Source organism: Cupriavidus sp. 30B13 (assembly GCF_049059565.2).
Taxonomy (GTDB): Bacteria; Pseudomonadota; Gammaproteobacteria; order Burkholderiales; family Burkholderiaceae; genus Cupriavidus.
On the sequence record NZ_CP188224.1, the window covers coordinates 1,190,700 to 1,207,588 of the forward strand.

Consider the following 16,889-nt stretch of genomic DNA (forward strand, 5'->3'; position numbering starts at 1 on the left):
AGAAAGAGGCGTGAAGATGGAAGTGAACCGGCCCGAGGTGGTGGCGCAGGTAGCGGCGGCCTTCGCCGAGTATGAGCGCGCGCTGGTGGACAACGACATCGGCGCCATGAACGCGCTGTTCTGGGACGCCCCGGAAACGGTGCGCTACGGCATTGCCGAAGTCCAGCACGGCGGCGCGCAGATCCGCGCCTGGCGCCAGACGTGCGAACCGGTGCCGCGCAGCCGGCGCCTGCGGCATACCGTGGTCACCACGTTCGGCACCGGCCATGCCACCGTCAGCACCGAATTCACCAGCGCGGCCACGCCGCTGCTGGGGCGGCAGATGCAGACCTGGGCCAGGATCGGCGCGCCGGCCGACGCGACCGGCGGCTGGAAGATCGTGGCCGCGCACGTCAGCCTGATTCCGGACCCGGGCGGCGGCGCCTGACCTGTACCGGCAGCCGAGGCGCCTTTCTTCGGCAAGCCGCGCAGGCGGCGCCGAGGCCCGCGGGCGCTGCGCTATCTTTGATCGCGGAGGAAATCCTGGCACAACTTTTCAGTCCGTCCTGCGCGACGGCAGGCCGGAGAGGATTTCCTCGTCGTGCTCGCCAATGCCGGGCAGCGGCATGCGCACGCCCGGCCGCCGGCCATCCATCGTCAAGGGCAGCAGGACCACGTCGGTCGTGCCGCCGTCCTCGGTCCGCATCGGCGCCAGGCCGCCGCTTGCCCGCAGATGCGGGTCTTCCATCAATTGCTCCGGGCGCACGATTGGCGCGTAGGGGATGCCATTGGCCTCGAGCTTGGGCATCAACTCGCCGAGACGGTGATCCTTGAGGATGTCGCCAAGCCGTTGCAGCAATGCCGGCCGCACGGCCACGCGGCTGGCGTTGTCGGCGAACGCCGGCTCGGCGGCCAGGTCCGGGCGCTGCAGCACATGGCACAGCGTGACGAATTGCTTGTCGCTGACCGCGCCGATGAACAGCTGCTCGCCGTCGGCCAGGGAGAACACGTCGTACACGCTCCATGCCGCGGCGCGCGACGGCATGGGCGAGGGCGGCTCGCCGGTCATGGCGAACTGCTGCATGTGCTGCGACGAAAGGAATACGCAGTTCTCGAACAGCGCGCTCTGCACCTCCTGGCCGCGGCCGGTGCGGTCCCGCTCGCGCAGCGCGGCCATCACGCCGATCGCGCCGAACATGCCGCCCATGATGTCGTTGACCGAGGTGCCGGCGCGCAGCGGACGGCCTTTCGGGCCGGTCATGTAGGACAGGCCGCCCATCATCTGCACCACCTCGTCGAGCGCCAGGCGGTGCTCGTACGGGCCGGGCAGGAATCCCTTGTGCGACACGTAGATCAGGCGCGGATACTGCGCCGACAGGGTGCCGTAGTCCAGGCCGTGCCTGGCCATCAGCCCCGGCCGGAAATTCTCCAGCAAGACGTCGCACTGGCCCGCCAGCTCGGTGGCGGTGGCCTGTCCTTGCGGCGTGGTGATGTCGATCACCACGCTTTTCTTGTTGCGATTGAAGGCGCGGAACAGGCCGATGCCCGAGCCCGGCAGGGTGCGGGTCTTGTCGCCGCCGGGAGGTTCCACCTTGATGACCTCGGCGCCCAGGTCGGCCAGGATCATGCCGCAGGTGGGGCCCATCACCAGCTGCGTAAACTCGACCACGCGGACACCGGCCAGCGGCAGGGAATCGGAATCAGATGGCATGTTGCGCTCTCAGGCGGTGGCTGCGCCGGCCACGGGCGCATGGGTCTTGGGCAGGCCGGCGCGCCATGGCGCCGCGCTGTGCAGGGTGTCTGGCGACCGCCGGCCCCGCATTGCGCCGCTGGTTTTCCGCGCATGTCGATTTCCATGCACACGCTTTTCCGGCACGCGGGAGATGCCTGGCTCCGGCCGGTCATCGGTTCGCTGCTGGATCAGTGTCGGCCATCCGGCCTCGCTTTATCAAGGCCTATGTATCGAGGGTCGATGCGGGCGGCCATGCCGCTGGCGCCCGTTTCCGGCACAGAGCGGCCGGGGCGGCGCCCAGCACGTTTGGCGATTTGCCGCTAGCATGTGGGCCTGCGTCCCTTGCGGGCCCGCCGCGCCGCCGCGTCGCCCAGGCTTCCTTTCTCCCGTATCCATGCCCCAAGCTCCCCGTACGAACCGCCCCATGGTCATCGTGGCCGTGATGGCGTCGATGGCCATGGTCGCGCTCGAAGCGACCATCGTCTCCACCGCCATGCCGCAGATCGTCACGCAGCTCGGCGGCCTGCGCCTGTATAGCTGGGTGTTCTCGTCGTTCCTGCTGACCCAGACCGCCATGACCGTGGTGTTCGGCAAGCTGGCGGACCTCTACGGGCGCAAGCCGGTCACGCTGGCCGGCATCGCCATCTTCCTGCTGGGCTCGGTGCTGGCGGGCTTTGCGTGGTCGATGCCGTCCATGATCGTGTTCCGGCTGCTGCAGGGCATCGGCGCCGGCGCCATCCTGCCGGTCACGCTGACCATCGTCGGCGACCTCTACCCCGCGCACGAGCGCGGCAAGGTGCAGGGCTACCTGGCCAGCGTGTGGGCGGTGTCGGCGGTGCTCGGGCCGATGGCGGGCAGCCTGATCATCAGCAAGCTGTCGTGGGCGTGGATCTTCTGGATCAACCTGCCGATCGGCGCGCTGGCCGCGCTCGGCTTCATCGCCTTCCTGCACGAGCAGCCGGTGCGCAAGCGCCCGGCCATCGACATCGCCGGCGCCGCGTACTTCACGGCGGCGGTGGCGGCGCTGATGATGGCGCTGACCGACGCCGGCACGGCGGGCACGGCCCGGTTGGCCGCGGAGGTCGCCGTGCTGTGCGCGAGCGTGCTGCTGTTCGTGCGGCAGGAGCGCCGCGCCGCCGATCCGATGATCTCGTTCCGCCTGTGGGGCCACCGCCCGGTGCTGGCCTGCAACGGCGCCACGCTGTTCTCCGGCATGGCACTGATGGGGCTGACCACCTTCCTGCCGATGTACGTGCAGGTGGCGATGGACCGCAGCCCGGTGGTGGCCGGCTTCGCGCTGACCATGATGATGGTGGGCTGGCCCGCGGGCGCCACCATTTCGTCGCGCACCTTCCACCGCATCGGCCTGCGCCGCCTGCTGATCGGCGGCAGCCTGTTCCTGCCGGCCGGCGCGCTGGTCTTCGTGCTGCTCACGCCCGGGAGCAGTCCGGCGCTGGCGGGCCTGGGCTCGCTGGTGATGGGCTTCGGCATGGGCATCCAGAGCGTGTGCTCGCTGGTGCTGATCCAGGAGATCGTGCCGCTGGCCGACCGCGGCAGCGCCACCGCCTCCAACCTGTTCGCGCGCAACCTCGGCAACACGCTGGGCGCGGCGCTGCTCGGCGCCGTGCAGAACTTCGGCATGCACCATGCCGCGGGCCTGGGCGTGGTCAGCACCGAGCAGTTGCGCCAGGTGCTGGACGGCGCCGGCCGGCATCTGGCCGGCAGCACGCTGGTGCGCGAGGCGCTGCACCACTCGCTGCACGTCACCTTCATCGCGATGCTGCTGATCGCGCTCGGCGCCATCGCCGCCATGCTGCTGCTGCCCGGCATCGAAATCGCCCGCCGGCAGGAAGTGCCGGCGGAGTAGCGCGCCGCGCGCGGAACTTGCGCTTTCACGGGGGAAATGGGAGACTGCGCCGGCCAGTCCAGGGGTATCCAGGCATATCCAGGCATATCCAGGCGTATCCGTATCCCAACCTTCATCCGGGCAGGAGGCTGCAATGGCGGAGCCGCACTCCGACACCTCAGCGCACTCGTCGGCGCACGCATCGGCGCCCTCATCGGCGCGTTCACCCGGGCAGCCGGTCTCCATCGACAAGATCGTCGACATCAAGTCGCGCCGGCCATCCGCCACCACCCGCGAGCGCGGCTGGAGCGGCGTGACGGTGGACCTGTATCCGCCGCAGCCCGATTGCGCCGTCGCCTATCCCGCGCTCGACCATCACCTGATCTGCTATTGCCCGTCGGGCCGCGCGCGGCTGGTCCAGCGGCGCGGCGGCGCGGTGCATGACGGCTGGATCTCCGCGGGCGTGTCGCTGCTGATGCCGGCCGGGTACGAGTCGGCCTGGGAGGGCGATTCGGCGGCGTCGGCGCGGCTGCGCGTTCCCGCCTCGCTGGTCGCCAGCGCGGGCGAACAGCTCGGCCCCCGCAGCACCTCGCGCATCGAGATCCGCAACGTGTTCGAGACGCGCGACGCCGTGATCGAGCGCCTGGCGCAGATCCTGCTGGCGGAGCTGGAGCGCAAGCCCCACCCGGCGCAGGCCCTGATCGCCGACCAGGTCTCGCTGGCGCTCGCGGCGCACCTGCTGCGCAGCTACAACGCGTTCGAGCCGCTCGCGTGCCAGGAGGTGCCGCCGCTGGGCCGCGGCGAGCTGGCGCGGCTGACGGAATTCATCGAGGACAACATCGACCGGACCATCGGCCTGGCCGAGCTGGCGGACCTGGTGCAGGTGAGCCGCTTCCACTTCACGCGCCTGTTCAAGCGCAGCACCGGCATGACCGCCATCAGCTTCGTCGAGCAATGCCGCATCCGCCGCGCGCAGGCGCTGATCCTGGAGACCGACGTGCCGCTGACCGAAGTCGCGCTGATGGCCGGCTTCGCCGACCAGAGCCACTTCACGCGGCGCTTCCACCGGCACATCGGCTGCACGCCGGCCGCCTTCGCGCGCGAGCACGGCCGGCGGCGGCCGGCGCGGCAGGCGGCCGGCCAGTCCGGCGTACCTGCCGCCGCCGTCAGATCACCTGCTGGCGGGTAAGCCGCGCGCGGCAGTGGATGCAGGCGTCGCGCACCATGAAGTTCACCAGCGTGGGCGACACCCCCAGCACCGTGGCGATCTCCTTCTGCGTCATGCCCTGCAGCCGGCACATCTCGAACGCCTGCTGGGTGCGCTCGGGCAGTTCGGCCAGCGCGCCCGACAGCGCGCACAGCGCCTGGCGGTCCATCGCGATCGTGTCCGGCAGCGTGGCGGGCGAGGGCGCATGGATGCCGTCCTCCTCCGGCGCCATCCATTTCAGCTCCAGGCTCTGGCGCCGGTAGGCGTCGATGGCGAGGTTGCGCACCATCTGGAACAGGTAGCTCACCTTGGAGCGGATCGCCGGCGCGCCGCCGTCCAGGCCGCGCAGCCGCAGGAACGCGTCCTGCACCACGTCCTCGGCGTGGTGGCGCGAGCCGACGATGCGCGCGGCGGCGCCCACCAGCGCGCCGCGATGTTCCAGGAACAGGGCCAGCAGGCCGTTTCCGGGATCCCAGCCGAGATTGGCGAGATCGGCGCACAGATCGGAAGCGTGGTCCACAGGAAACTCCTTTGGCGCGTTGGCGAGTACGGGCAAAACAAGTTAATGAGAATGCGAATGATTGTCAATTAAGAAAAAAGTAACGCTGTAGTTAGCATTCCTATACTTTTGTGCCACGATTTCGCGTTATGAAAAGCATTAAATTTCACGTGGCGATGCTCGTCTAGGACAACTCTTATGACGGAGCCGTGTCGATCCGGCGACGATTGCATGGCATTTGCGGGACACTGTCATGCCGGCGCGGCGCAGGGCCGGAGCGGGGAGAGTGGCCAGTTGGCCGGCGGCGGCCAGCGCTTAAATTCGCGCCGCTTTCATTCGTCTTCCCTGTTCCGGGCCGGCGTGCGGCCCGGCCACCCAGGAGCCCGATGACCTTGCCCGCTCTCCCGCCAGCCGCCCTCCCGCCAGCCGCCCTGCCGCTGCGCCTGCCCAGCCCCGGCCCGGCGCTGGCGCTGTGGCGGCTCGACCTGTCCGGGCGCGGCATGGCGCTGGCCGATGCGCTGACCTGCCTGAGCGGTCCCGAGCAGGCCCGCTGCGCGGCGCTGCGCCGGCCGGCCGACCGCCTGCGCTTCGCCGTGACGCGCGCCAGCCTGCGCCTGCTACTGGCCGGACGGCTTGGCCTGCCGCCGCAGGCGTTGCCGCTGGGCGCGGGCGCCCACGGCAAGCCTTGCCTCGGCCTGCCCGGCGCGCCGGCCTTCAATGTCTCGCATGCCGGCGCGCACGGGCTGGTGGCGCTGGCGCAGGCCCCGCAGGTGACGGCGGTAGGGGTGGACGTGGAGCGCATCGACGCGGCGCTGGACCCGCCGGCGTTGCGCGAGATGGCGCGGGTGTGCTTCACGCCGCGCGAGCGGGCGTGGCTGGCGGCGCGGGCCGCGGCGCAATGGCCGGCGGCCTTTCATGCGTTGTGGACGGCCAAGGAGGCGCTGCTCAAGGCGCCCGGCGTGGGCATCGCCGCGCATCTGCAGCAGGTGTCGGTATTGCCCGCCGGCGCCGGAGCGCGCTTCGCCGTGATGCCGGAGACGCGGGAAGCGGCGGCCCTGTTGTGCGATGGCCGGGTGCCGCGGCTGTACGCGCTGCCGGCGCCGCCGGGCTACGCCGCGGCGGTGGCATGGCTGGCGCCGGCGCAGCCGGGCGGGGAGGCGGGGGAAGCAGCTGAAGCAGGGGAAGCGGGGGAAGCGCCCGGCGGCTAGCCGGCAGCGCAGCGTCGGATCACCTGCGCTGCCGGATGCGCCGCCGGATGCGCCACCCGACGGGCAAGACTAGGCCCGCAGCGCGCCCAGCTCGGCCGCGCGCGCATGGCGGCCGTCCTGCCAGCCCGGCGCCAGCGCGTCGTGCAGCGCGCTGGCAATCTCCTCCGCGCGCGCCGGCAGCACCGAGAGCAGCGTGTCGCTCAGGCCGTGGCTGCCCTGGCAGAAGCCCTGCAGGTAGACCGGCACCGCCAGCTCGGGCGCGGCCTGCACGCGATAGTTGCGGTCCACGGCGAAATCGCCCAGGTAGGGCGCCAGCGGCGCCAGCAGGCGGCGGTGGCTTTCGCGCTCGTAGCCGGTGGCCAGCACCACCGCGTCGTAGCGGCGTGTCTCGGTGGCTTCGCCGCCGGCCGGCGCGGTGTCGGCGATGGTCAGCTCGATGCCGGCGGCCACCGCGTGGGCCGCCACCACCGTCTTGCAGGTCAGCAGGTTGACGCGGAACTGGCCGCTGACCTTCTGCCGGTACAGCAGGGCGTAGATGCGCTCGATCAGGTCGGCGTCGATCACCGAGTAGTTGGTGTTCAGGTATTCCTGGATCAGCCGGTCGCGCCCGGCCTGGGCCTGCTCGTAGACCACGTCGGTGTAGGCCGGCGCGAAGATCTCGTTGACGAAGGGGCTGTCGTCCGCCGGCTTGAGCGCGGCGCCGCGCACGATCAGGTCGGCCTTCACGCCGGGATAGCTGTCGTGCAGGTCGATGAAGGCCTCGGCCGCGCTCTGGCCGGCGCCGATCACGGCGATGCGCATGGACTTGCCGCCGGCGCACGGCTGGCGGCCGATCCAGTCCAGGTAGCCGGAATGGTGGCACAGCCGCGCGTCGTCGCGCAGGCCGGCGAAGACCTCGGGAATGCGCGGCGTGCCGCCGGTGGACAGCACGATGGCGCGCGCGCTGCGCACGCGCTCGCGTCCCGCGGCGTCGGTGGAGACCACGCGCACGCGCGTGACGGCCTCGCCGTGGCGCCCGGGCTCGGGTTCGATGCGGGCCACTTCCTCGCCATAGCTGCATTGCCCGGCGAAGTGGCCGGCCGCCCAGCGCAGGTAGTCGTCGTACTCCAGCCGGCTCGGGTAAAAGGTGCGCAGGTTGATGAAGTCCACCAGGCGCCCGTGGCGGTGCAGGTAGTTGACGAAGCTGTAGGGGCTGGTGGGATTGCGCATCGACACCAGGTCCTTGAGGAAGGAAATCTGCATCTCGCTCTGCGCCACCAGCGTGTTGCCGTGCCAGTGGTAGGTGCGCTGCTTCTCCAGGAAGTGCGCGTCGAGCGCGCGGCCCGCGCCGGCCTGCTCCTGCAGGGCGATGGCCAGCGCGAGATTGGACGGCCCGAAGCCGATGCCGACCAGGTCGTGGACGGCGGTGGATGCGTCGCGTAGCGTCATGAGTTCGGTCCTTGATGGATGGATCACGGGATGGGGCGCGGGATGGGGCGCAAAAAAAAGCGCGGCGTGGCGGCGCCGGTCAGGCGCCGGGCGCGCGCGCGGCAGCGGGGGTGGCAACAGGCAGCAGCAGGTGCTCGCCGAAGAAACGTTCGCGCAGCAGCATCACCAGCATGGCGCGCTTGTGCGGGAAGTCGAACTCCTTGATCTTGGAGAAGCCGGCCTTGTCGAGGTTGGCGATCTGGCGCGCGTGGTCGGCGCGCGGCTCGCCCACGATGCGCTGGGTGCGCGCGTCGTCCAGGAACTGATAGTGCTGGATGGCGGGAAACCACGCCGTCAGGAACGGCTTGCCGCGAAACGCCGGCTCGCCGATCAGCACGTGCCAGCCGCGGTCGTGGTCGTGCGCGTCGTAGAACGGCGCGATGCGGTTCTCCTTGGCCCAGTACACCTCGAAGTAGCCGAACGGCTGGCCGTCGAACGCGGCGATCAGCGGCAGCATGTGCGGGTCGTCCAGCAGCCCTTGCAGGTAGGCGCGGTGCCTGGCCTCGTCGCCGTCTTCCTGCCAGAAGTAGGCCACGTCGGGATCGTTCATCCAGCGGTGCAGCAGCGGCAGGTCCTGCCCGATGGTGGCGGCGCGCAGCGTCAGCGTCTGGCCCAGCCACGGGATGTGGCGGGCGTAGACCACGCCGCGCGGCTTGGGGCGCCGCTGCGGATGGCGGCGGCCCGCGGTGAGGGCGTAGCGCAGCGGGTAGGCGCCCGGCGCGGGCGCCATCCACAGTTCGGGCAGCTGCCACAGCATCTCGGCCGGCGCCACCGTGCCGCGCGCGGCATCCTGCACCAGCGCGCCACGCTCGAGCAGCGCGCGCTCGCAGCCGGGCGCTTCGAGCCGCACGCGCAGCGTGCGCGGCGCGCCGTGGGCAAAGCAGGCATCCAGCGCGGCCATGGTGGCGCGCGCCAGCGCGTCGTCGTCCAGCGCGCTTTCGCGCAGGCGCAGCGTGGCGCCGTCGAAGGCGAAGCTGGCCAGCGCGGCGCCGCCGCGCGACACGTCGAGGCGCGCGCCGTCGAAGCGGCTGTCGCAGCCGCCGTCGGGCTGCGCGGCGAACGAGCGGAAGCGCTCGAAGGGCTGGACGGCGCCGGGGGTGGCGCCCGATGTGGCGCCCCCCGATGTGGCGCCCGATGTGGCATCGGATGTGGCGCCGGACGTCATAGCGGGCGTTGCTGCGGAAGTCGGGGTCGACATGGCGAATCCTGGCGAGGCAATCGAATGCGTTGCGTTGCGTTGTGTTCCGATAGGGGCCGGCGCGCGGCGGTGGCATGCCATGCGCGCCTTCTCTACCGAGACGAGGCGCGCATGCGCGAATTTAGTCTGGCGGCCGGCATGCTCAGGCCGCTTGCGCCACGGCATGCGGCTCCGCGTCGGCCAGCCCGAACGCCTGCGCCAGCGCCCGCGCGATGTCGTCGTGCGCGGCCTCGGCGTCGCCGACGATGTTGCCCATGCGCAGGAACTCGTGGACCATGCCCGGGTATTCGCGCAGCGTCACCGCCACGCCGGCCTCGGCCAGCTTGCGCGCGTAGGCGCGGCCTTCGTCGCGCAGCGGATCGCATTCGGGCAGCACCATCAGCGCCGGCGCCACGCCGCGGTGGTCGGGCGCCAGCAGCGGCGCGAAGCGCCAGTCGAGGCGGTCGCGCTCGTCGCGCAGATACTGGCGGTAGAACCAGTCGATGGTCTCGGTGTCCAGCAGGTAGCCCCGGCCATAGCGCTGGTGCGAGGGCGTGTCCTGGCGCCCGCCCAGGCCCGGGTAGCACAGCACCTGCAGGCACGGCTGCGGCAGCGCCGGGTCGTCGCGCGCGGCCAGCGCCAGCATGGCGCTCAGGGTGCCGCCGGCGCTGTCGCCGCCGATGGCGATGCGCGCGCGGTCCAGCCCCAGCGCCGCGCCGTGCGCGCCGAGCCAGGCCAGCGCGTCCACCGCGTCGTCGGCGGCGCACGGAAAGCGGTGCTCCGGCGCCAGCCGGTAGGCCACCGACAGCACCGCGCACGGCGTGCGCGCGGCCAGCGAGCGGCACAGCGAATCGTGCGAATCCAGGCTGCCCACGGTGAAGCCGCCGCTGTGGAAATGCAGCAGCACCGGCAGCGGCGGCCCCGCCTGCGGCGCGCGCGGCGCGAACAGCCGCGCGCCGATGCGACCGCCGTCGCGCGTGGGCAGCGTCAGCGTTTCCACGCGCGCCAGCGGCACCGGCGGCAGGTCGAGCGCGCCGGAGGCGTCGTCGAATTCGCGGCGCGCCCGGGCCGGCGCGAGGTGATGGATGGCGGGGCGCTTGCCGCTGGCGGTAGCGCTTTCCACCATGTCGAGCAGGGCTTCGAGGTCGGGATGCAGTGGCATGGGAGTCGGGTCCGTGGGGTTGCGGTGTTGCGGGGTGGCGCGGCGGCAGGCGCTCAGGCGGCCGGCGCCGCCAGCGCGTCGTCATGCCGGCGCGCCGGTGGCGCCTGCGGGGCCTGCGCCGGCGCGCCGCCGTCGCGCGCGGGCTGCGCGATCTGGCCGTTCTCGATCCGGATCACGCGGTCGGCCACGCCGAAGTAGCGGTCGTCGTGCGAGATCACCAGCACCGCCTTGCCCTGCGCGCGCAGCTCGGGCAGCACCTCGCGGTAGAAGATCTCCTTGAACAGCGGGTCCTGGTCGGCCGCCCATTCGTCCAGCACCAGCACCGGGCGCCCTTCCAGGCAGGCCACGATCAGCGCCAGCCGCTTGCGCTGGCCTTGCGACAGCGCCTGCGTGGTGAAGCGGCCGTCGCGCACGCTGACCTTGTGGCCAAGCTGGAAGCGCTCGACCAGGCGGTTGGCCAGCGCGTCGTCGCGCGGGTCGTGCGCCAGCAGCGTCTCGAACAGGTGGAAATCGGAGAACACCGCCGAGAACAGCGCGCGGTAGTCCGCCAGGTGGGTCGGGTCGACCGCCGCGCCGTTGTAGCGCGCCTCGCCGGCCAGCGCCGGATAGAGCCCGGCCAGCAGCTTGGCCAGCGTGGTCTTGCCGCTGCCGTTGCCGCCCACCAGGAACACGATCTCGCCGGCGCGCAATTCCAGGTCGACCGGCCCCAGCGCGAAGAAGCTGTTCTCGGCCTCGTGGAAGTAGCGGTGGCTGGCGCCGGCCAGCGCCACCGAGACGAACGGCGCCGCGGGCAGTGGGCGCGCCGGCGCTTCCGGCTCGGCGTCCGCGCCCAGCGCCTCGATGCGCGCGTAGGCCAGGCGAGCCATGCTCAGCGCCGGCAGCGCGTTGAGCAGCGACTCCAGCGGCGACATGATGTACAGGAACATGATGGTGAAACCGGTCATCACCGCCGGCGCCAGCGGCGTGGCGCGCGGCGCGAACAGCACGCCGCCGATCACCGCGAAGAACAGGAAGCTGCCGAAGCCCAGCGCCACGAAGAAGATCGACAGCCCGCGCGTGCGCGCGGCGCGCACGGCTTCCAGCGAGGCCTCCAGGGCGCCGTGCAGGAAGCCGTGCTGCTTGTCCTGGTTGAGCTTGAGCTCGCGCGCGCCCGCCACCAGCGCCTTGAACTGGCCGTGCAGCACGTCCTGCGCGGCGCTGGCCTGCTTCAGGTGCACCAGCGCGCGGCGGTGGTTGCGGTGGTAGAACCACGAGCCCGCCAGGATGATGGCGCAGGCGATGGCGAAAGTCTGCCACGACAGCCACGCCAGGTAGGCCAGGCAGCCCAGCACCACCATCGCGTTGGTCAGCACCACCGGGATCACCGACAGGCCGTTGGCCACGTGGGTGCTGTCGTCGGCCAGCGCGGCCTGCACGCGCGCGTTGCCGGTCTGCTCGATATGCGCGTAGGGCGCGCCGATGAAACGCGCGCAGATCTGCGCGCGGATGCGCGCCAGCGCGCTCTGGCTGACCTGCACGAACAGCGTGGAGGCCAGCGTGCGGCACGCCAGCACGGCCAGCGCCAGCGCCGCGAACGGCAGCGCCAGCCGCGCGGCCCCGGCGCCCTGCGTGGCCAGCACGCGGTTGATGACCGCGATCATGCCCACCGAGCACAGGCCGGCGGCCAAGCTGGCCGCGGCGGCCAGGACGATGGTGAAGCGCAGCTTGCGCGGCAGGGAAGAGAGAAGCGTCATGAGGTCGCGAAGGTGGCGAAGGTGGCGAAGGTGGCGGGCACTGCTGGATAGACGTGCGGCGCGCGGCGAAAGTTAGCGGCGGCGCGCCCTAAATTTCCGGCGGCGCGCTTCGTCGTCGCTACCGTGGGCGGCCTCGCCGGCAGGGCCGCGCCGTCACCTCAGGAGACCCGATGATCGCTTCGCTGGCCCCGTTCTTCGCCGGGGCCTTGCGCCCGTTCGGCGAGCGCGTGGGCATTGCCGCGGCCGGCGCGCCGCAGGCAGCCGCGGCCGGCGGCTCCCTGTGGCTCGGCGCGTTCGGCCAGCCGCAGGCGCGCGACTGCCTGGCGCGCCAGGCGCGCGCGCTGGGCTGCGACGACCTGCGCGCGCTGGCCGCCGCCTGGTTCCGCGACTACACGCTGGCGCTGCTGCCCAGCGCGCTGGTGGCGGCCGCGCTGCTGCGCCGGCGCCTGCCGTTCGACGCGCCGCGCGCGGCCTGGCACGGCGCCGCCGACGGCCTGCTGGCCTGCCTGCTGCTGCCGCACGAAGGCGAGCGCCTGCCGGTGCCGTTGCCCGCCTTGCTGGCGCCGCTGGTGAATACGCATCTGCCTGACGTGGTGGCCGCGCTGTCGGCCGCGGCGAAGGTGTCGCCGCGCTTGCTGTGGTGCACGGGCGGTGTCGCCGCGGCCGGCGTGGCGCGGCAGCTGGCCGCGCACCCGGCGCTGGGCGCGCCGGCGCGCGCGGAAGTGGCGGCGTGGATCGGCCAGGCGGTGTCGGACGGCGGCATCGCCAACCCGTACCACGGCGCCTTCCGGCCAGGCCGGGAGCCCGGCACGCCGGGCGTGGCGCCGCTGCGGCGCATCTGCTGCCTGAACCACCGGCTGCCGGGCGAGGGGCACTGCGGCACCTGTCCGCTGCCGCGGGCGCGCGCCGCGACCGCGCAGACAGGTACGGCCGTGGTGGCTGCCGGCTGATGCCGCGCCTTGCCGCCCGCCGCGCCGGTCCCCGCGGAACTCAGATCTCGGACCCTTCCGTCCCGTCGGCGCGCGCCGGCGCGCTGCCCGGTATGTTGCCGGGTGCGCGGCGGCCCGCGCGGAACCGGCGCCACTGCCGCCACAGCAGCCGCGCGGTGACGCCCACCGGCACGCCCAGCCCCAGCCAGCACAGCCAGTCCCAGGCGCCGTCGCCGAAGATGCCCGCCGCCAGCCCGCCCAGCGACAGCAGGCCCAGCAGCGCCGGCATCGGCCAGGTATCGCGCATCAGGCGCCCGCCGCCCAGGTCTTCCCCGTCCGTGTCCTTCATGCCTGGTCTCCGGAAAGCTGCGGCAACTGCGGCGCGCGCGCGCCGGCGCCGCGGCGTGGCCGCTTGAGCCAGAAGATGAAGCCGGTGACGGTGGCGCCCGCGGTGATGACCGTGAGCAGAGCCCACAGCACCTGCAGCGGCCGCCCGGCGTAGTCGCCGAAATGGAACGGCGCCGACAGCAGCAGCACCTGCAGGTACCACGGCATGCCGCGCACCGCGGCCACCTTGCCGTCGCCGGCATCGACCAGCACGATGGCGTACACGCGCTTCTGCAGCTCGCCATGGCCGCGCAGCACCACGCCGTAGTGGCGGCCCGTGGAAAACTCGGTGCCGGGATAGAACACGAAGGCCGGGTCCTTGCCGGGCACCACCGCGCGCGCCGCCGCCAGCGCGCCGTCCACCGGCACCAGCGCGCGCGGCGCGGGGCCGGGCAGCGTGGCGATCAGGTGCTGCAGCTCGGTCTTCTGCCACAGGCCGATGATCAGCGGCGAGAACGACAGGAAGGTGCCGGTCAGCCCGACCACCAGCGCCCACACCATCACCACGATGCCGAACAGGTTGTGCAGGTCGGCCTGCACCACGCGCACCGGCTTGCCGAAGCGCAGCAGGCCGAAGGCCAGCTTGCGCATGAACGGGCCGTACAGCACCAGCCCGCTGACCAGGCTCGCCACCAGCAGCACGCCGATGAAGCCGATGAAGAACTGGCCCGGCAGGCCCAGGAACAGGTTCAGGTGCAGCTTGAGGATAAAGCCGCTGAAGGTCTCGCCGGGCGGGCCGGGCCGGCGCGTGGCGCCGGTGGCGGCGTCGAACTGCACGGTGGCGCCGTTGCGCAGCCTGGGCTCGCCGGGCGGGCCCACGCGCACGCCCACCGCGTCGGGGTCGTCGTCGCTGAACGAGACCGACTTGGGCGCCCAGCCGGGCCGGGCGGCGCGCGCCGCGTCCACCAGCGCCTGCAGCGGCGGGCGGACCGCGGGCGGCGCGGCGGCGCGCTCGGCCGCCACGCTGCCGTGGTGGTCCTGGCCCAGCATGGCGTCGATGTCCTCGTGGAAGATCAGCAGCAGGCCGGTCACGCACAGTACCAGCAGGTTCAGCGTGCACAGCAGGCTGGTCCAGCGGTGGATGGCGTACCAGATGCGCAGCGTGGGCGCTTTCATGGGGATCCTTTCTGATGCGTGCCGGTGCCTGCCGCCGGCCCGTCCGCTGCCGGACGGGCCGCCGCCGGCGCTTACCAGCGGTAGCTCAACGTGCCCACCACGGTACGGTTGCGGCCGTAGTAGCAGTTGGTGGCGCTGTCGCAGGCCGCCACATAGGTCTTGTTGAACAGGTTGTTGACGTTCACGCGCAGCGTGTAGTGCTTGGCGATGGTGTAGCTGGCGGCCAGGTCCACCAGCGTGAACGACGGCACCGAGACCGTGTTGGTGGCGTCGTAGCTGCCGCCCACGTAGCGCACGCCGCCGCCCAGCCACACGCCGGCCAGCGGGCCGCCGGAGAGGCGGTAGTCGGCCCACAGCGAGGCCATGTGCTTGGCCACGTAGGGCGGCACCTTGCCCGCGTTGGGCGCGCCCGGGCCGGCCTTGGTCACCTCGGCGTCGGTGTAGGTGTAGGAGGCCAGCACGTTGAAGTTCGGCGTCACCGCCCAGGTGCCTTCGAGCTCGATGCCGCGCGAGCTGATTTCACCGACCTGCGAGAACAGGCCGTTGACCGGCGAGGTGGTCACCACGTTGCGCTGGGTCAGGTCGAACAGCGAGAGCTGCGCGAAGCTGCGCGAGTTGGCCGGCTGCCACTTGACGCCCGCCTCGTACTGGCGCCCGGTGGTGGGCTGGGGCGTGCCGCCGCCGTAGATCAGCGTGCTGATGGCGGGCTCGAACGAGGTCGAGTAGCTGACGTATGGCGACAGGCCGAACGGGCCCTCGTACAGCAGGCCGGCGCGGCCGGTGAAGCGGCCGTCGTCGGTGCCGGTGACGGCGGTGGCGTTGGTGGCGATGGTGCGCGTGTCGATATCGACCTTGGCCTTGTCGTAGCGGCCCGCCAGCTGCACCACGAAGCGCTTGTCGATCTTGACCTGGTCCTGCAGGTAGAAGCCGACCTGGTCGCGCGTGGTGCTGGTGTCGGTCTGGTACGTCGGGCGCACGAAGTTGCCGTAGACCGGGTTGAACACGTTGAGCGGCGGCTCGTTGGCGCTCTGGCCGAGCAGGCGGTCGAAGGTCGAGCGCTGGTAGTCCACGCCCAGCAGGAAGGTGTGGTCGAAGATGCCGTGCGAGAGCTTGACCTGGGCCTGGTTGTCCACCGTGAACAGGCTGAACGACTCGTTGGAGATCAGGCCGATGCGGCGCAGGTTGAACGGGCCGGTGGTGTAGCTGGTCAGCCCGCCGCTGCCGCCGATGTCCTCGTAGCTCACGTGCATGTGGGCGTAGCGCAGTTTCTGCCGCACCGTGAGCACGTCGTTGAAGCGGTGCGAGAACTCATAGCCCACCATGTACTGCTCGCGCTTGAACAGGTCGAAGTCCGGCTCGCCGGTAAACAGGTCGCTGGGGATGCGCTGGCCGTTGCCGAGCCGGCTGACCGTGCCCACCGCCGGCAGGAAGTTGCCGCTGTTGCCCGAGCGGTCCTTGTAGGCCTGCGCGTAGAGCGTGAGGTTGGTGGCGTCGGTCGGGCGCCAGGTGATCTGCGGCGAGATGAACAGGCGGTTGTCGTCCACGTGCGGGGTCTGCGTGCCGCTGTCGCGCGCCAGCGCGGTGACGCGGTACAGCAGCTTGCCGTCCTGGTCGATCGGACCGGTGAAGTCGCCGGAGACTTCCTTGCGCGCGTGGTTGCCCACGCTGACGTTGAGCTCGTGCTCCGGGGTGTCCTGCGGGCGCTTGCTGACCTGGTTGATCATGCCGCCCGGCGAGCTCTGGCCGTACAGCACCGAGGCCGGCCCGCGCACGATGTCGATGCGCTCCAGGCTGTAGGGCTCCAGCTCCCAGCCGCCGTAGCCGCCCGAGTGCGGCAGCTTCAGGCCGTCCCAGTACTGGCCTTGCTGCGAGGCCAGGAAACCGCGGATCAGGTAGTTGCCGCGGCGCGTGTCGTAGATCGGCTCGGTGCGCACGCCGGCGGTGTAGCGCAGCGCTTCCTCGACCCGCTGCGCGCCCTGGGCGCGGATCTGGTCGGCGGTCACCACGCTGATGGACTGCGGCGTCTCGGCGATGGCCGCGTCGGTCTTGGTGGCCGACACCGTGTTCCTGGCGCCGTAGGCCGGGCCGGCCGCGCTGTCGGCGCGCACGCTGACCACCGGCAACTGCACCTCGCCCGGAGCCGCCGCCGCGGTGGCGGCGGTGCCAGACTGCGCGTGCGCTGCCTGTATCGATACCGCCATGGCCAGCGCGCTCAGCGCAAGATGTCGGTGATTGGCCTGCGCCTGGCGCGGCCTGACCGATTTGCCCGTTTTCATGTTTCTCCCCTAAGTCAAAAATCACCGCGGCGGCGGCGCGTGGCGCCGCTCGTCCCGCGATGGCGAAACAGCGCGCCACACGGCGCGCAAAACCGCTGGAGGGCAGTGCCCGGGCCTGGCGGCCGGGCGGCCCGACAGACAGACACGTCCCGGCAGCCGGGCCGGGATGGG

Annotated in this window: 14 protein-coding genes; 5 read left to right on the plus strand and 9 right to left on the minus strand. The window is 71.8% G+C overall.

The annotated features are described in order from the left end of the window. The first annotated feature begins 16 nt into the window (after window positions 1-16). Window positions 17-427: an oxalurate catabolism protein HpxZ gene (hpxZ, locus tag ACKI2N_RS24585; RefSeq protein WP_420997438.1), complete on the plus strand. Its 411-nt coding sequence runs from the start codon at window positions 17-19 to the stop codon at window positions 425-427. Window positions 428-535: 108 nt separating this feature from the next. Here the strand turns inward: hpxZ and ACKI2N_RS24590 are convergent, their stop codons facing one another. Beyond that, window positions 536-1,690, minus strand: a complete 1,155-nt coding sequence (locus ACKI2N_RS24590) for a CaiB/BaiF CoA transferase family protein (RefSeq protein ID WP_420997391.1) — start codon at window positions 1,688-1,690, stop codon at window positions 536-538. Window positions 1,691-2,105: 415 nt separating this feature from the next. On the opposite strand from ACKI2N_RS24590, the gene ACKI2N_RS24595 reads away from it, so the two are divergent. Together ACKI2N_RS24595 and ACKI2N_RS24600 are read left to right on the plus strand one after the other, a co-directional pair. Further along, window positions 2,106-3,578 carry an MDR family MFS transporter gene (locus tag ACKI2N_RS24595; protein WP_420997392.1) on the plus strand — a complete coding sequence of 491 codons (1,473 nt, stop codon included), beginning with the start codon at window positions 2,106-2,108 and terminating at the stop codon, window positions 3,576-3,578. Window positions 3,579-3,711: 133 nt separating this feature from the next. Further along, a complete protein-coding gene (locus ACKI2N_RS24600) occupies window positions 3,712-4,746 on the plus strand; it encodes a helix-turn-helix domain-containing protein (RefSeq protein WP_420997393.1) in 1,035 nt (344 codons plus the stop codon). Here ACKI2N_RS24600 and ACKI2N_RS24605 read toward each other — a convergent pair. Further along, complete coding sequence (locus tag ACKI2N_RS24605) at window positions 4,724-5,284, minus strand: RNA polymerase factor sigma-70 (RefSeq protein WP_426990943.1); 561 nt, start codon at window positions 5,282-5,284, stop codon at window positions 4,724-4,726. The two genes, ACKI2N_RS24600 and ACKI2N_RS24605, sit on opposite strands and share 23 nt — an antisense overlap. 365 nt (window positions 5,285-5,649) lie before the next feature. On the opposite strand from ACKI2N_RS24605, the gene ACKI2N_RS24610 reads away from it, so the two are divergent. Continuing rightward, window positions 5,650-6,471 (plus strand): 4'-phosphopantetheinyl transferase family protein, encoded by an 822-nt coding sequence (locus tag ACKI2N_RS24610; protein WP_420997395.1) that lies wholly within the window; start codon window positions 5,650-5,652, stop codon window positions 6,469-6,471. Window positions 6,472-6,540: 69 nt separating this feature from the next. Here ACKI2N_RS24610 and ACKI2N_RS24615 read toward each other — a convergent pair whose 3' ends face one another. The 4 genes from ACKI2N_RS24615 to ACKI2N_RS24630 form a co-directional block, all read right to left on the minus strand. Then, window positions 6,541-7,899, minus strand: a complete 1,359-nt coding sequence (locus ACKI2N_RS24615) for a lysine N(6)-hydroxylase/L-ornithine N(5)-oxygenase family protein (protein ID WP_420997396.1) — start codon at window positions 7,897-7,899, stop codon at window positions 6,541-6,543. 79 nt (window positions 7,900-7,978) lie between these two features. Continuing rightward, window positions 7,979-9,136 carry a GNAT family N-acetyltransferase gene (locus ACKI2N_RS24620; RefSeq protein WP_420997398.1) on the minus strand — a complete coding sequence of 386 codons (1,158 nt, stop codon included), beginning with the start codon at window positions 9,134-9,136 and terminating at the stop codon, window positions 7,979-7,981. Between the two features lie 142 nt (window positions 9,137-9,278). Next, window positions 9,279-10,277 (minus strand): alpha/beta hydrolase fold domain-containing protein, encoded by a 999-nt coding sequence (locus tag ACKI2N_RS24625; RefSeq protein ID WP_420997400.1) that lies wholly within the window; start codon window positions 10,275-10,277, stop codon window positions 9,279-9,281. 53 nt (window positions 10,278-10,330) lie between these two features. Next, window positions 10,331-12,010: a cyclic peptide export ABC transporter gene (locus tag ACKI2N_RS24630; RefSeq protein ID WP_420997402.1), complete on the minus strand. Its 1,680-nt coding sequence runs from the start codon at window positions 12,008-12,010 to the stop codon at window positions 10,331-10,333. Between the two features lie 170 nt (window positions 12,011-12,180). On the opposite strand from ACKI2N_RS24630, the gene fhuF reads away from it, so the two are divergent. Beyond that, window positions 12,181-12,960 (plus strand): siderophore-iron reductase FhuF, encoded by a 780-nt coding sequence (gene fhuF, locus ACKI2N_RS24635; RefSeq protein ID WP_420997404.1) that lies wholly within the window; start codon window positions 12,181-12,183, stop codon window positions 12,958-12,960. 40 nt (window positions 12,961-13,000) lie between these two features. On the opposite strand, the gene ACKI2N_RS24640 is transcribed toward fhuF, so the two are convergent. From ACKI2N_RS24640 to ACKI2N_RS24650, 3 genes are all read right to left on the minus strand, one after another. Then, a complete protein-coding gene (locus ACKI2N_RS24640) occupies window positions 13,001-13,288 on the minus strand; it encodes a hypothetical protein (protein ID WP_426990944.1) in 288 nt (95 codons plus the stop codon). After that, on the minus strand, window positions 13,285-14,442 hold the full coding sequence (locus ACKI2N_RS24645) for a PepSY-associated TM helix domain-containing protein (protein WP_420997407.1): 1,158 nt from the start codon (window positions 14,440-14,442) through the stop codon (window positions 13,285-13,287). The genes ACKI2N_RS24640 and ACKI2N_RS24645 overlap by 4 nt, the downstream gene beginning before the upstream one ends. 71 nt (window positions 14,443-14,513) lie before the next feature. Then, window positions 14,514-16,718, minus strand: a complete 2,205-nt coding sequence (locus ACKI2N_RS24650) for a TonB-dependent siderophore receptor (protein ID WP_420997408.1) — start codon at window positions 16,716-16,718, stop codon at window positions 14,514-14,516. Window positions 16,719-16,889 lie beyond the last annotated feature (171 nt).

What these genes read in the sequence shown, in the direction of transcription:
- hpxZ (WP_420997438.1), top strand. Translation starts at nt 17, where the DNA reads ATGGAAGTGAACCGGCCCGAGGTGGTGGCGCAGGTAGCGGCGGCCTTC.
- ACKI2N_RS24590 (WP_420997391.1), bottom strand. Translation starts at nt 1,690, where the DNA reads ATGCCATCTGATTCCGATTCCCTGCCGCTGGCCGGTGTCCGCGTGGTC.
- ACKI2N_RS24595 (WP_420997392.1), top strand. Translation starts at nt 2,106, where the DNA reads ATGCCCCAAGCTCCCCGTACGAACCGCCCCATGGTCATCGTGGCCGTG.
- ACKI2N_RS24600 (WP_420997393.1), top strand. Translation starts at nt 3,712, where the DNA reads ATGGCGGAGCCGCACTCCGACACCTCAGCGCACTCGTCGGCGCACGCA.
- ACKI2N_RS24610 (WP_420997395.1), top strand. Translation starts at nt 5,650, where the DNA reads ATGACCTTGCCCGCTCTCCCGCCAGCCGCCCTCCCGCCAGCCGCCCTG.
- ACKI2N_RS24615 (WP_420997396.1), bottom strand. Translation starts at nt 7,899, where the DNA reads ATGACGCTACGCGACGCATCCACCGCCGTCCACGACCTGGTCGGCATC.
- ACKI2N_RS24620 (WP_420997398.1), bottom strand. Translation starts at nt 9,136, where the DNA reads ATGTCGACCCCGACTTCCGCAGCAACGCCCGCTATGACGTCCGGCGCC.
- ACKI2N_RS24625 (WP_420997400.1), bottom strand. Translation starts at nt 10,277, where the DNA reads ATGCCACTGCATCCCGACCTCGAAGCCCTGCTCGACATGGTGGAAAGC.
- ACKI2N_RS24630 (WP_420997402.1), bottom strand. Translation starts at nt 12,010, where the DNA reads ATGACGCTTCTCTCTTCCCTGCCGCGCAAGCTGCGCTTCACCATCGTC.
- fhuF (WP_420997404.1), top strand. Translation starts at nt 12,181, where the DNA reads ATGATCGCTTCGCTGGCCCCGTTCTTCGCCGGGGCCTTGCGCCCGTTC.
- ACKI2N_RS24640 (WP_426990944.1), bottom strand. Translation starts at nt 13,288, where the DNA reads ATGAAGGACACGGACGGGGAAGACCTGGGCGGCGGGCGCCTGATGCGC.
- ACKI2N_RS24645 (WP_420997407.1), bottom strand. Translation starts at nt 14,442, where the DNA reads ATGAAAGCGCCCACGCTGCGCATCTGGTACGCCATCCACCGCTGGACC.
- ACKI2N_RS24650 (WP_420997408.1), bottom strand. Translation starts at nt 16,718, where the DNA reads ATGAAAACGGGCAAATCGGTCAGGCCGCGCCAGGCGCAGGCCAATCAC.